This is a genomic window from Paracoccus acridae, assembly GCF_014642735.1.
GTDB classification, from domain to species: Bacteria; Pseudomonadota; Alphaproteobacteria; order Rhodobacterales; family Rhodobacteraceae; genus Paracoccus; species Paracoccus acridae.
The window spans coordinates 373,528-387,224 of the sequence record NZ_BMIV01000002.1; the positions used below are offsets into that span (position 1 = coordinate 373,528).

At 65.8% G+C, this 13,697-nt stretch carries 13 protein-coding genes; 3 read left to right on the top strand and 10 right to left on the bottom strand.

The window, feature by feature from the left end; genetic code table 11:
* Positions 1–4 precede the first annotated feature (4 nt).
* From gap to purB, 4 genes are all read right to left on the bottom strand, one after another.
* Positions 5–1,024: a type I glyceraldehyde-3-phosphate dehydrogenase gene (gap, locus tag IEX25_RS05000; protein WP_103172801.1), complete on the bottom strand. Its 1,020-nt coding sequence runs from the start codon at positions 1,022–1,024 to the stop codon at positions 5–7.
* 88 nt (positions 1,025–1,112) lie between these two features.
* Positions 1,113–1,256 carry a hypothetical protein gene (locus tag IEX25_RS05005; protein ID WP_188714260.1) on the bottom strand — a complete coding sequence of 48 codons (144 nt, stop codon included), beginning with the start codon at positions 1,254–1,256 and terminating at the stop codon, positions 1,113–1,115.
* 40 nt (positions 1,257–1,296) lie between these two features.
* Entirely contained in the window at positions 1,297–2,307 is a 1,011-nt protein-coding gene (locus tag IEX25_RS05010; RefSeq protein ID WP_188714261.1) for a FliG C-terminal domain-containing protein, read from the bottom strand.
* 69 nt (positions 2,308–2,376) lie between these two features.
* Entirely contained in the window at positions 2,377–3,690 is a 1,314-nt protein-coding gene (gene purB, locus IEX25_RS05015; RefSeq protein WP_188714262.1) for an adenylosuccinate lyase, read from the bottom strand.
* Between the two features lie 145 nt (positions 3,691–3,835).
* On the opposite strand from purB, the gene IEX25_RS05020 reads away from it, so the two are divergent.
* Both IEX25_RS05020 and IEX25_RS05025 read left to right on the top strand, forming a co-directional pair.
* Positions 3,836–4,549, top strand: a complete 714-nt coding sequence (locus tag IEX25_RS05020; protein ID WP_188714263.1) for a hypothetical protein — start codon at positions 3,836–3,838, stop codon at positions 4,547–4,549.
* A gap of 24 nt (positions 4,550–4,573) precedes the next feature.
* Positions 4,574–5,596: a YihY/virulence factor BrkB family protein gene (locus IEX25_RS05025; RefSeq protein ID WP_188714264.1), complete on the top strand. Its 1,023-nt coding sequence runs from the start codon at positions 4,574–4,576 to the stop codon at positions 5,594–5,596.
* Between the two features lie 10 nt (positions 5,597–5,606).
* Here IEX25_RS05025 and IEX25_RS05030 read toward each other — a convergent pair whose 3' ends face one another.
* The 3 genes from IEX25_RS05030 to IEX25_RS05040 form a co-directional block, all read right to left on the bottom strand.
* A complete protein-coding gene (locus IEX25_RS05030) occupies positions 5,607–7,286 on the bottom strand; it encodes a peptidoglycan -binding protein (RefSeq protein ID WP_188714265.1) in 1,680 nt (559 codons plus the stop codon).
* Between the two features lie 3 nt (positions 7,287–7,289).
* Positions 7,290–8,654 carry a hypothetical protein gene (locus IEX25_RS05035; RefSeq protein WP_188714266.1) on the bottom strand — a complete coding sequence of 455 codons (1,365 nt, stop codon included), beginning with the start codon at positions 8,652–8,654 and terminating at the stop codon, positions 7,290–7,292.
* A 76-nt stretch (positions 8,655–8,730) separates the two neighbouring features.
* Positions 8,731–9,288, bottom strand: coding sequence for a gamma-glutamylcyclotransferase (locus IEX25_RS05040; protein ID WP_188714267.1), 558 nt, complete (start codon positions 9,286–9,288; stop codon positions 8,731–8,733).
* Positions 9,289–9,369: 81 nt separating this feature from the next.
* Here IEX25_RS05040 and IEX25_RS05045 point away from each other — a divergent pair, with 81 nt between their 5' ends.
* Entirely contained in the window at positions 9,370–10,332 is a 963-nt protein-coding gene (locus tag IEX25_RS05045) for a DUF2125 domain-containing protein (protein ID WP_188714268.1), read from the top strand.
* On the opposite strand, the gene IEX25_RS05050 is transcribed toward IEX25_RS05045, so the two are convergent.
* From IEX25_RS05050 to IEX25_RS05060, 3 genes are all read right to left on the bottom strand, one after another.
* A complete protein-coding gene (locus IEX25_RS05050) occupies positions 10,316–11,236 on the bottom strand; it encodes a prephenate/arogenate dehydrogenase family protein (protein ID WP_188714269.1) in 921 nt (306 codons plus the stop codon). The two genes, IEX25_RS05045 and IEX25_RS05050, sit on opposite strands and share 17 nt — an antisense overlap.
* Complete coding sequence (gene hisC / locus IEX25_RS05055; RefSeq protein WP_188714270.1) at positions 11,233–12,324, bottom strand: histidinol-phosphate transaminase; 1,092 nt, start codon at positions 12,322–12,324, stop codon at positions 11,233–11,235. Before hisC ends, IEX25_RS05050 begins: the two co-directional genes overlap by 4 nt.
* A 99-nt stretch (positions 12,325–12,423) precedes the next feature.
* Positions 12,424–13,662 (bottom strand): Hint domain-containing protein, encoded by a 1,239-nt coding sequence (locus IEX25_RS05060; RefSeq protein WP_188714271.1) that lies wholly within the window; start codon positions 13,660–13,662, stop codon positions 12,424–12,426.
* Positions 13,663–13,697: the final 35 nt, after the last annotated feature.

A 13,697-nucleotide genomic window follows, 5' to 3' on the forward strand; every position in this document is an offset into this window, starting at 1 on the left:
AGGTTCAGATCAGCTTGCCCATGGCCACAGCCGTATCCGACATGCGGTTCGAGAAGCCCCATTCGTTGTCGTACCAGGTCAGGATGCGGCACAGCCGGCCTTCCATGACCTTGGTCTGGTCCATGTGGAAGATCGAGGAATGCGGATCATGGTTGAAGTCCGACGAAACCAGGCTCTCCTCGGTATAGCCCAGGATACCCTTCATCGGACCGTCGGCGGCGGCCTTGATCGCGGCGTTGATTTCCTCGACCGAGGTGTCGCGGCTTGCCTCGAAGGTCAGGTCCACGACCGAGACGTTGGGCGTGGGCACGCGGATCGCCACGCCGTCCAGCTTGCCCTTGAGTTCCGGCAGAACCAGGCCCACGGCCTTGGCCGCGCCGGTCGAGGTCGGGATCATCGACAGGGCGGCGGCGCGGGCGCGGTACAGATCCTTGTGCATCGTGTCCAGCGTCGGCTGGTCGCCGGTATAGCTGTGGATGGTGGTCATGAAGCCGCGATTGATGCCGATCGCCTGGTTCAGCACTTGCGCCACGGGCGACAGGCAGTTCGTCGTGCAGGACGCGTTCGAGACGACGTGATCCTCGGATTCCAGGGTCTGGTGGTTCACGCCATAGACGATCGTCTTCAGCGCACGGTCGGTCGACCATTCGCCCGAGACGGGAGCCGAGACCAGAACGCGCTTCGAGCCGTTTTGCAGGTGGACTGCGGCCTTGTCACCGCTGGTGAAGATGCCGGTGCATTCCAGGGCCACGTCCACATCGCCCCAGGGCAGATCGGCCGGGTTGCGGATCGCCGTCACCTTGATCGGGCCTTGGCCCACGTCGATGGAATCGCCGTTGACCTTGACTTCGGCCGGGAAGCGGCCGTGCACGCTGTCATAGCGCAGCAGATGCGCGTTGGTCTCGACCGGACCCAGATCGTTGATCGCGACGACCTCGATATCGGTGCGGCCGGATTCGATGATCGCGCGCAGCACGTTGCGCCCGATGCGCCCGAAACCGTTGATCGCAACTTTGACAGCCATGGTTTTCTCTCCCGACCAAGTGACGTTGCGCCCCTCGTATCGCGCAGTTCCGGCTGATGCAAATGCCCTGCGGCATGAAGCCTTCGTGTTAGCGCCAGAAGCTGAGATATTCGATGAACCCGTCCAGCGTCCTGGCCATCGCCAAGGGCACCTGCCACTGCAGCCAGAGATGATCGGCGACGATCAGACCCAGAACCGCAAGCACGATCAGGATGGCGATGGCATTGGTCATGGCCTGTTATCGGACGGGCGGGGCATCCGTGCAAGCGCACTCAATCCTCATCCTGGGGCAGGATCAGCGTGATCTCTCCGGCTTCCTCAAGACGGCGGATGGCGCTGACGACCTCGGTCATGGCTTCCTCGATATCCGATGCCCGCAGCTTGCCCAGATCGTTGCGCTCTTCTCTCAGGCCGTCGGACATGCGCTGCGACAGGTTCGACAGGATGAATTCGGCGGCTGCGGCGTCGGCCTCGTCCTGTGCGGCCAGGGCGCGGACCAGGACCGGCTGTTCGACCTCGCGCACGATCCGGGGAACGTCGCGGGGAAGGATGCGGGCGGGAATATGGGCGAAGATGAAGATCGCCTTGCGCACATTGCCGGCGAAATCCGCATCATGAGTGTCGAGGCTGTTCAGCACGTCGTCGCGCAGGTCAGCGGTCGCGAAATTCAGGATCGCCCCCATGCGGTCCGTGGCCGGGGTTGGGATTGCGGGTCGCGGCAGGGCCTCGGCCGCCTGAAGCAGGATCAGACCGACGCGGTGCAGCGATTCGGGCGTCACGCCCGCCGTCATGGACATGGCTTGCGCCACGGCCCGCGCCCGTTCGCGGGGCAGCCCCACGAACAGTTCCGAGGCGCGCTCCACCGGCAGTTTCGACAGCATCAGGGCCACCATCTCGACCGCTTCGGACTTGGCCAGGGCTTCGATGGCCGGGGCGGGCAGGGCCGCGATCCGGGGCCAGGGATCGCCGCGCCCGGACACGGCCGCGCGTCGCCGCAGGCGGTCGGTGCTGTCCTCGGACAACTGCGCGCCCAGCATGGCAAGCGTTCCGTCCAGATCGCCCGGAAAGGTCACGCCGACCGATTCCAGCCGGTCGCAGAATTCGGTGATGATGGCGTCGCGCGTCTGGCGGTCGATCAGCTCCATCCCCGCCATTTCCTCGGCCAGAAGGGTCTGGCTTTCGCTGTCCAGCCGCGACAGGCTGGATGCCTCGTTGTCGTCCAGAAGCAGGCGCACGATCACCGCCGCCTTTTGCCGCTGGCTCAATCCCGTATGTATCGTCATGGTCCCACCAGATCGACCGTCCATGCGGCCAATCTGGCAGGGCTTTCCTAATATCCGGTTTACGCGATCCTAGGTCCGGCCGTCTTCGAACACGCGCCGGAAGATCGTGTCCACATGCTTGGTGTGATAGCCCAGGTCGAATTGTTCTTCGATCACTGCGGGGGAAAGAGCGCGCGTCACTTCGGGGTCGGCAAGCAGTTCTTCCCTGAAATCAGCGCCTTGTTCCCAGACCTTCATGGCGTTTCTTTGTACCAGACGATAGGCGTCCTCGCGCGAGACCCCTGCCTGGGTCAATGCCAGAAGAACCCGCTGCGACATGATCAGGCCCTTGAACTTGTTCATGTTCTTCAGCATGTTTTCGGGATAGACGACCAGTTTCTCGATCACCCCTGCCAAACGGTTCAGCGCGAAGTCCAGCGTGATCGTCGCGTCCGGGGCGATGCCGCGTTCGACCGAGGAATGGCTGATGTCGCGTTCGTGCCACAGCGCCACGTTCTCCATCGCCGGAACGACCGCCATGCGCACCAGACGGGCAAGGCCCGTCAGGTTCTCGGTCAGGACCGGGTTGCGCTTGTGGGGCATCGCGGACGACCCTTTCTGGCCGGGGCTGAAGAATTCCTCGGCCTCCAGCACCTCGGTCCGCTGCATGTGGCGGATCTCGATGGCGATGTTTTCGATGCTTGATGCGATGACGCCCAGGGTGGCGAAGAACATCGCATGGCGGTCGCGCGGGATGACCTGCGTGCTGATCGGTTCCGGGCGCAGGCCCAGTTTCGCGCAGACATGTTCCTCGACCGCCGGGTCGATATTGGCGAATGTGCCGACCGCGCCGGAAATCGCGCCGGTCGCGACCTCTTGCCGGGCCTGTTCCAGCCGCGTCCGGTTGCGGTCCATTTCCGCATAGAAGCGGGCAAAGGTCAGGCCCATCGTGGTGGGTTCGGCATGGATGCCATGGCTCCGGCCGATGCGGACCGTGTCCTTGTGTTCATAGGCGCGGCGCTTCAGCGCTTCCAGCACCCGGTCCATGTCGGCCAGCAGGATATCGGCGGCGCGGACAAGCTGGACGTTCAGCGTGGTGTCCAGAACGTCGCTGCTGGTCATGCCCTGGTGGACGAAGCGCGCTTCCTCGGCGCCGACATGCTCGGCCAGGTGCGTCAGGAAGGCGATCACGTCATGCTTGGTGACGGCCTCGATCTCGTCGATGCGGGCCACGTCGAATTCCACGTCCTTGGCGCGCCAGACGGCTTCGGCGCTTTCGCGCGGGATGACGCCCAGGTCGGCCTGGGCGTCGCAGGCATGGGCCTCGATTTCATACCAGATGCGGAACTTGGTCTCGGGGGACCAGATGGCGGTCATCTCGGGGCGGGCATAACGGGGGATCATGAGGGCCTCTTTTCCGGTTGGGGCGGGCATAGCGGGCTGATGACGCGGGGGCAAGTTTTCGATGGGCCTGGCGCCATGGCGGGGAACATTCCCGCTGTGCAGGCTGTTGGTGAACAGATCAATCCGACAAGACCGGAGAGAAGCGATGCACCCGACCGATAACGACAACCGTCCCATGACCGAAGCCGATCACACCAGCGAAACCCGCTTTGGCCCGCGTCCCGTCCCCAAGGGCCATCATGTGCCGCATGGGACGGCTCATGCCCGCCGGGTGATTCCGTCGGGCCGCGTTTCGCCGGACGGGCGATCGGCCTATCCCAGCCCGGCGACGGGAACGAAGATCGCGGTCTGGGGCGGAATCGCCCTTGGCGTCGCAGGCGGGACCGCCGCGGCCGTGCTGGCCGTCCGCAAGATCGCCGAGGCGATGTCGGACGACTCATCCTCCGGCCAGACGCGCCACCACACCCCGCCGCATATCGCCCGCATGGACGAGGACGAGCGCGAGGCGATGCGCCGCCGGGTCCGCGCCCAGGAACGCGATGACCGGCAAGAGATCGCCCGCCTGCGGGCAGACGCCTCGCAGCGCCGGTCTCCCCCGTCCTCATCCAAGCCGAAGGTGCGAAAGAAGAATTTCGCGGAAAGCCTGATCGAGACCTCGACAAAGCTGTCCGAAAGTCTCGAAAACGTTGCGAAATCCATGTCCATCGCGGTCGAGAGCTTCCGCGGCGTGGCAGGCCAGGCGACCGAGATCGTCCATGAATTTGCCGGTGCGGCCGATCAGTTGCGGTCTGCCTTGCGGGGTGAACAGCCCGGTCATTCTCGGCATTCGGGTGGTGACGACCGGACCCACCGGCTCTGATCCCCTGACAAGGCGGGGTGTGTGATGCAAAGTAATACGCCCGGCGTTCTTGACGCGTTGTTCGGGGATTTGGACGATCCGACCCGTCAGCGCTTCGGAATGAAGGGAGACCCGCTGAACACGGCCGTCCCCGAGCCGCCAGCCGCGCGGCTGGCGGGCAAGGATGTCGGCCTGCGCGATCTGCAATGGGCCGACGTCGTGGCGATTGCGAAAGCGACGGTGACCCAGATCGGCGTTGACAGGGTGACGGCCGTCGCAGGAGGGATAACCTTCTTCTGCCTGCTTTCGCTGTTTCCCGCATTGACGGCCTTCGTGTCCATCTATGGCCTTGTGGCCGATCCCGCGACGATCGCCGGGCATCTGGACATGCTGGAAAGCTTCCTGCCCCAAGAGGCACTGGGCATCATCCGCGATCAGGTCAATGCGATCACGTCCTCGCCCCGGACGGCCTTGTCGCTGGCCGGGATCGGGGGGCTGCTGATCGCCTTCTATTCCGCCAATGGCGGAATGAAGGCGATGCTGTCGGCCCTGAACCTGGCATTCTACAAGTCCGAAACCCGTGGATTCCTGCGCCTGAACGTCGTTGCGATGGGCTTCACCCTGGGAGGATTGATCATGGTCGTGCTGATGCTGGGCACGATTGCGGTGATCCCGATCCTGTTGGAGATGCTGCCTTTGTCCGAATCGACACGAAGCTGGGTGGGACTGATCCGCTGGCCCATCATGTTCGGAGTGTTGATCCTGGCCCTTGCCGCACTGTATCGCTGGGGACCTGCGGCACCCGATCCCCGCTGGCGATGGATATCGCCCGGCGCGGTGCTGGCGGCCGTGACGCTGGTCATCACCTCGGTCTTGTTCAGCTGGTATGCGGCGAATTTCGCCAACTACAATGAAACCTACGGATCGCTGGGGGCGGTCGTGGGCTTGATGATGTGGCTTTGGCTGGCGGCCACCATCGTCCTGGTCGGGGCCGAGGTGAATGCGGAAATCGAACACCACATGAAGCGGTTGGCGGGCGTTCCTGCCGCGCACAAGCAACCCGCCTGACGGGACGGATTCAGCGTTCGGTCAGCTTCAGTTCGATCCGGCGGTTGGATGCCAGAGCCTCGGGCGTGTTCCCGGAAGAAATGGGGCGGGTATCGGCAAAGCCTGCCGGCGCAAGCCTGTTCGACGGAAAGCCCAGCCGGTCGACCATATAGCGCACCACGGCCAGTGCCCGCGCCTGGCTGAGTTCCCAGTTATCCCGATACCGGCCTGCTCCTGAGAGCGGGGTGCTGTCGGTATGGCCGTCCACGCGGATGATCCAGTCGATCTCGGGGGGGATTTCATCCGCAATCTCGGACAGCATCCGCGCCACGCGGGCGACCTGGTCCTGGCCCGCCGGTGACAGCGTGGCCTCGCCCGGTGCGAACAGGACTTCGGACTGGAAGACGAAGCGGTCGCCCACAACCTGCACGCCTTCGCGCCCCGACAGGATCTCGGACAGGCGCCCGAAGAATTCGGACCGATAGCGGGCCAGATCGCGCGCTTCCTCCTCGGCCTTTTGGCGGGCCTGTTCCTCAAGCGTCAGGCGGCGGTCCTTTTCCTCAGCAGCCACCAGCAGCGCGGCGTTCAGTTGCCGCCCCAGGTCCTCGACCCGCAGTTCCGCTTGTCGCTGTTGGTCGCCCGCAGCATCCAGAAGCGCCTGCAAGGAACCCAGTTGCGCCGTCAGCGATGCCACCTGCTCGTTCAGCAGGGCGGCCCGACGCTGCCCATCCTCGGACAGGGCAGTCTGGTCGCTCAGCGCCTTCTGTGCCGTTGCAAGCAGGGCGGCCTGACGCTGTGCCTCGGTCAGGTTCTGCTGGGCCTGGGCGGTCGCCTGATCGCGCGCCGCCTCGGCAGCGGCCAGCAGGGTCAGGGTTTCCTCGGCGCGCTTGCGGCTTTCTTCCAGCGACAGGGTCATCGCGGTCAGTTCGGCGTCGGCGCGTTCCAGACGTTCGCGCAAGGCGCGCGCCGCCTCGGCATCGGTCAGGCGCATGGCCTCGGCTTCGGTCAGTTCGGCTTGCAAGGCCTCGGCCCGCGTCGTTGCCTCCTGGTTTTGCCGGCGCAGGTCGGCGGTCAGCGCCTCCAGCGCCTCTCTCCTCGCGGCGGCCAGCCGGGCCTGTTCGGCCTGGGCGTCGATTTCCTGCCGTGCCGCCGCCACGGCCAGTTCCGCGGCGCTGGCGCGGTTCTGCTGTTCCGTCAGTTGCGTCTGCATCTGACGCTGACGTGCCTCGGCCTGTTCGCGGTCGGCCACGCGCGCGGCCATCAGGGCCGCCACCTCGGCCTCGAAATCCGTCAGGCGGGACCGAGCCTGTGCCAGTTCGCCCTGGCTGGTTTCCAGTTGCGTGGACAGCCGGGTGATCCGGGCCGCCCTGTCGCGGGCTTCGGCTTCGGCATCGTCCAGACGGTCTTGCAGGGTGGTTTCCCGATCCTCGGACGCGGTCAGGGCCTGACCCAGGGCCGCGACTTGCCGGCCCAGTTCTTCCAGCCGCTGTTCCTGGCTGGAAATCACCGCGCCCTGTTTCGTGATGGTCTCGCCCTGTTCGGTGATGGTGTCGTCCTTGTCGGTGATCTGATCGCGCAGCACCGATTGCATGACCGTGAAGATGGTCAGCACGAAGACCAGCACCATCAGCAGCGTGGCCAGGGCGTCCACGAAACCCGGCCAGATGTTGCTGGTGAAGCGGTGCCCCGTAGCGGCGCGGCGCAATGCCATGCCTCAACTCCTCTCGCGAGAGACCAGGGGATCGCGCAGCAGGTCGTCGCGGAACGGATCGTTGAAGCGTGCGGCGCGGACAGCGCGGGTCAGGACCAGGATATCGGAGCGCAGTTCGGCCACCATTTCATCGCGCCCTTCGGTCAGATCGACGGAAAGACGGTTCAGGGCAGCTTCGATCCCCGACATGTCGAGGGGCTGCGACACCGGGCGTTCGGCCTGCGCCCGCGCCAGATCGACCAACCGGTCTTGGCCTTCGGCAAGGCGCGACAACGCCTCGGTCAACGATGCGGTGCGGGACAAGGACGACTCGCGTTCCGTTTCGCCGCGCTGGATCAGGGCCTCGACCGCCTGGGCCATCACCACCACGCGTTCGTCTGCCATTGCGGCGGCTTCGTCGCGCTGCAGATCCCGTTCGGCCTGGAATTGTTGCAGGCGGTCCATCTGGCCCGCCATGTGTTCCAGGAAGCCGGCCAAGGCGGCCTGATCGACCGCGTCGCCTTCCGCCCCGGCCATGCCGACGCGGGTAAAGCCCGACATCCATTCCTCAAGCTCGCGGTAGAAACGGTTCTGGCCATGGGTGGCGAACAGCTCCAGCAGGCCCACCACCAGCGATCCGGCAAGTCCCAGCAGCGATGACGAAAAGGCCGTGGCCATGCCGCCAAGCTGCGCTTCCAGCCCGCTCATCAGCTTGTCGAAGACCTGGATGCCGCTTTCGCCTTCCTGCGGGGCCAGGCTGCGGATGGTTTCCACGACGGCCGGGATGGTCGTCGCAAGGCCATAGAAGGTTCCAAGCAGGCCAAGGAAGATCAGCAGGTTGGACAGGTATCGGGTGATGTCGCGAAGTTCGTCGATGCGCGTCGCGACGGAATCCAGGATCGAGGTGGCCGCCCCGGTCGAGATCACCCCCCCCGCCGGGCCGCGCGTGCCCAGCAGGGCGGCCAGCGGTGCCAGAAGGCGTGGCGGCTGGTCGCTGGTATCGGCCTCGCCCCGCGCGGCGATCCCTTTCTCGACGGCGCGGTGCCTGCGCTCGGCAAAGCGTTCGATCCAGCTGACCGAACGGATCAACTGGCCGACCTGCCAGAAACAGGCCAGCACGCCGATCGCGAAGACGCCCAGGATCACCCCGTTCAGCCAGAGGTTCGCCTGGAAGATCGGAAGGATCCGGCCATAGGCGACCCAGCCGCCTGCCAGCACCAGGGCCAGAACCGTGACCATCATCACGATCTGGCGGATGGGCTGCGAGAAGTGCGGATTGGAAGGCCCGGCATGGTGGGAACGCGTGGCGGTGATCCGACGATGCGCCGGGCCGATCCGTTGCCCAAGGCCGGACGCGTCGCGCCCATGGCTGCTGGATGGTTCGCTCAACTGGTCGCCTTCCCATGGCCGAGACTGTTCGGCCAAGTGTAGGGTGCGGCCTTTCGCTTGCCAAGCGATCCGAACGTCAGGTGCTGCGGTTTCCGTCCCTTTCCAGCAGCTTGCGCACTTCGCCCGTCAGGTGATCCAGCGTCGCATCGCCAAGCCCGATCTGCGTCAGATGGGCTGCGGTATTGAACAGGTATTCGGCGTTCGGACCCCGCCCGCCATGCGCATGGGCGATGATCCGCGCCTGTTCGGCCAGGGACAGGCCGCCCGCATACTGAACGTGGTCGCGGCGCATGACATAGGCCAGACCCTCGACCCGGCGGCCGTCTTCCAGACGCAGGGGCAGGATCGCTTCCTGATAGGCATCGGTCACCAGTTCGCGCGCGCGAAGATAGGCCAACACCTCGTCATGGTCGTGATCGGCGATGCGCAGGGCCAGGCCGCCGCATTCGGCATCTGGTTGTTCGTCCAGGCCAAGCACCAGGCCGGGCCGTGTCCTGGTGCCGCGATGCTGGATCGACCGCAGGCAGAAGCTGCGGGCATAGCCGGTCGTCCAGGCCCGCACCGCCTCGGCCGGGGCAAAGCCCGGATCCCAGATCAGCGATCCGTAGCCGAAGACCCAATCAATCTTTCGCATCCGCTCGAACCCGTCCATTCACCGCAGGTTAGGATAGCGTGTATCAGGATAAAAGGGCGCCGCAGGCGAAATGGCGGGCTGATGGGACGGGCAAGACTGCCGATGCTGATCGTGCTGCTGCTGGCCGGGGGGTGGCTGGTGGCCGAGCCTCTGCTGGTCTCGCAAGCCCGTAGGCATGTGCAGGCGGACACTGTGGACGGGCAGCCAGGCCCGTTGCGGCTGGGACTGGCGCTGCAAGGCCTGACGGTGCCGGTGCAGGCGGGTGCTTTGACGCTGCCGCGCCTGGACGCTTGGGTGGCCCCCTGGGCGCCCCTAACCGCCCGTGCGATCCTCCCCCCTACGGCCTTGCTGGACACGACAGATGGGCAACAGCGGCTGGACTTGTCCGACGCGACGGCCAGCCTTCGCTTGTCACCGATCGGCGGTCGCCTTCGGCATCTTGAAACCCGGTTCGCGGGCGTCGGACTGGATGGCACGCCCTTGTCGGGACAAGGCGGGATCACCCTGCAGGCCGTTTCCGATGACCGGGCAGAAGGCGTGGCCTATAACATCCATCCCGACCTGCCCGATCTGCACTTCCCACAGCTTGCGGCGCTATCGGGCGGATTGCGCCTTTGGCTGGACCGGCCGATCGGGCTGTCCAATGCGGATGCGCAACCGGTGGTGCAGCGCGTGTTGACCGAAGGGTTGGACATCGATGCCCGCCGCTTTCGGCTGCGGGTGGTGGGGCTGATCCTCAAGGGGGCCGATGGCCGGGTCGAGGGGCGGCTGGCGATCTATGCCAGCGATGCCGGTGCCATGCTGGAAAGCGCGGCCGAGCAGGGGGTACTGCCTCCGCAGGTCGGACTGCTGGTCAGGGCGATGCTGAACCGCATCGGCCAGGCGGATTTCTCTGGCCCGCCCATTCCCGGTCAGCCCCCGATGCCGGCAGCGCCGCAGGGAGAATTGCGCATCCCGGTCGAGATGCGGGACGGACAGATGTATCTGGGCGGGATCCAGATCGGCCCTGCGCCGGTCTGGCCGGACCCTAGCGTGCAGGGCTGACGCGGCCGAAGTCGGGCGCCGCCGTATCCTGGCCCGCCTCGATGATGCCGCGGCGGATGGCGCGGGTGCGGGTGAAATAGTCGAACAACTGCTGCCCGTCGCCCATGCGGATCGCACGCTGCAGGACGAACAGTTCCTCGGTGAAGCGGCCCAGGATGTCCAACGTGGCCTCCTTGTTGTGAAGGAACACGTCGCGCCACATGGTCGGATCGCTGGCGGCGATCCGGGTGAAATCGCGGAAACCGGCGGCGGAATACTGGATCACTTCCTCGTCCGTGACGCGGCGCAGGTGGTCGGCGACGCCTACCATCGTATAGGCGATCAGGTGCGGCGCATGGCTGGTCACGGCCAGAACCAGGTCGTGATGCGCCGGTTCCATGGTGTCGGTCTTGGCACCCATCGCACGGACCAGATCCGACAGGCGGGCGGCGGCGGCGGGATCGGTGTCGGGCAGGGGGGTCAGCAGCCACCAGCGGTTCTGGAACAGGCTGGCAAAGCCCGCGCGCGGCCCGGAATGTTCGGTTCCCGCCAAGGGATGGCCGGGCACGAAATGCACACCCGCCGGAATATGGGGCGCCACCGCGTCGATCACCGACTGCTTGACGGAACCCACGTCCGTCACGGTCGCGCCGGGTTTCAGATGCGGCGCGATCTCGGCCGCCACCGGCCCCATCGCACCCACGGGCACCGCCAGCACCACCAGATCGGCGTCGGCCACGGCATCAGGCGCGCAGTCGGTGATGCGGTCGCACAGGCCGATGTCCCGGGCGACCTCTCTCGTCCCGGCGCTGCGGGCAAAGCCCACCACCTCGCGTGCAAGTCCCTTTTCGCGGATCGCATGGGACATGGACCCGGCGATCAGGCCCAGCCCGATCAGGGCCACGCGGTCATAGATGACGGTCATGCGCCCCTCCGATCCGCCATGAAGCGGCCCAGGCTGTCGATCACGCGGGTCACGCCGTCCTCGTCGCCGACCGTGATGCGCAAGGCCGCTGGCAGGCCATAGCTGGACACGCGGCGCACGAGGATACCGTCCTCGCGCAGGGCCGCATCGGCGGCCTCGGCCTCGGGTGCGTCGGCAAAGCGGGCCAGCACGAAATTCGCGAAGCTTTCGTCGCAGCCGATTCCCATCTGGATCAGCGAATTGCGCAGCCGTTCGCGCATCCGGGCGTTCAGGTCGGCGCAATGGTCGCGAAAGGCGGTGTCGCGGATCGCGGCCTCGGCGGCGGCCATCTGGGCATTCGAAAGGTTAAAGGGCTGCCGGATGCGGTTCAGCACGTCGATGATCTGGCGGCTGGCATAGCCCCACCCGATCCGCAGCCCGCCAAGTCCGTGGATCTTGGAGAATGTGCGGGTCATGATCACGTTCGGATGCCGGTCCACCAGTGTCGCGCCGCCATCGGCCCCGGCTGCGAATTCGGTATAGGCGCCGTCATGGACCAGCAGCACGGTTTGCGGCAGCCCGTCCACAAGGCGCTGAACCTCCTCCGGGGTCAGCATCGTGCCGGTCGGGTTGGCGGGATTGGCGATGAAGACCACGCGCGTCCGTTCCGTCACGGCGACCAGGATGGCGTTCACGTCGATGCGGCGATCGACTTCGGGAACGGTGACGGGGGTCGCGCCGACCATCCGCGCCAGGATCGGATACATGGAAAAGCCGTGCTCGGTCGTGATCACCTCGTCGCCCGCGCCCGCGAAGGCGTGGACCACGAACTGCAAGACCTCGTCCGAGCCCACGCCGCAGATGATCCGGTCGGGGTCCAGGCCGTGAACCTCGCCGATGGCGCGGCGCAGGGGGGCGTGGTCGGTGTTCGGATAGCGATGCAGATCGGCCGCCGCCGCGGCATAGGCCGTGCGCGCCTTTTCGCTGCAACCCAGCGGGTTTTCGTTCGAGGACAGCTTCAGCACCGTGTCGCGCCCCGCCAGCCTGCTTTCGCCGCTGACATAAAGCGCAATGTCCATGATGCCGGGTTTGGGGGTGATCTGCGTCATGTTCCTATCCTTTGCGCGCCCCGTCTAGTCGATCGCGGCGCGCCGAGGAAGTGTCATGCGCGGGAAATCCGGCAGCCGTGGCCGCCGGATCTCATCGGGTCAGTGCATCGCCACCAAGGGCTTGCCGTGCTGCAGGTGGCGCATTGCCAGCTTGCGCCCCATGCGGCCGCTTGCCAGTTCGCGTGCCGAGGGCGGCAGGCTGGCCGTGCGTTCCAGTTCCGGGAACAGGGCGAAGATCTCTGCCTTGGCGGCGCGGCCGACGCCCCGAAGCGCCTGCGGTCCGGTATAAAGCGACTCGGTCTCGGTCCCGTTGGCGAAGACGATCTCGTGCCGGTCGAACAGGATGTGGAAATACTCGACCGTTTCCAGGTCGTCCGCGATGTCGATCCCCTTCAGCGGCAACAGCTGCTTGGCGGCGACCAGAACCTCGGGCGCGCCGAACATGCGCTGCGCGATGGCCGACCGGATCAGGATCCGGTGCTGTGGTGACACCACCAGCGGTTGCGCCGGAAGGTTCGGGCCAAGGGCGCCAACCGCGATCCGGATCGGGCGCAGGTTCGGCTGGGCGCGCAGCCGTTTCGCCGACAGGGTGACCCGGCCGATCCAGCGGATCGGCTGATGGCCGTTGTCGCGGGTCACCACCATTGTGCCAACTTCCAGATCCTCGACCGCCACAGCGCCGTGGGCGGCAAGGATGACCGTGCCGCGCGTGAAGCAAGGAACGACATCATCGGCGTCCAAGGGCAGCGTGCCTGCGGGATCATAGTCGAGGGACAGGACAGCGGTATCCAGAACTTGCTGCGCCAGATCGGTGGCAACATCCGTCACCGGCCCCACGATCCCTCCTAGAAGCGGAATATCCGCCAAGGCATCGGCAATGCCGCTGATGGGGACCGTCAAGGGTGGCAAACTGATCCCGACCAAGCTGAAGTCGATGATGACGCTCAGGTGATCCTCGGTCAGAGGATTGTCCGACAGCAGAAAGGCCTGGTCATTCTCATCGACGTAAACCCCGACTTCGATCGGGTTCAGCCGGAGGGACAGGCTTCCCAGCGGGATGCCCGGCAAGAGGCCAGGTACCGTTGCACCAACGGAGGCCGTGGACAGTTCCGCCGTCCCGGCGAAGGTGCCGGTATCGACGGTGCCGCCGTTCTGGTTGACCAGGGTCAGGGCATCTCCCTGGTCCAGCGTGGTCGCAGAGGTGGCATCGACATCGTATTGGTTGAATTGCGTTGGGGAACCCAGGTTGTTCAGCACGAAGGTGGGGGGGAGTGTCAGGACTGGCGTCGCGGCTTCCAGATCAATCAGGCTGCCGGGAACCGGTGTTGTATAGGGCATGTCGTCTTCCTATTGCAGACCCGGCATCTTTGCCG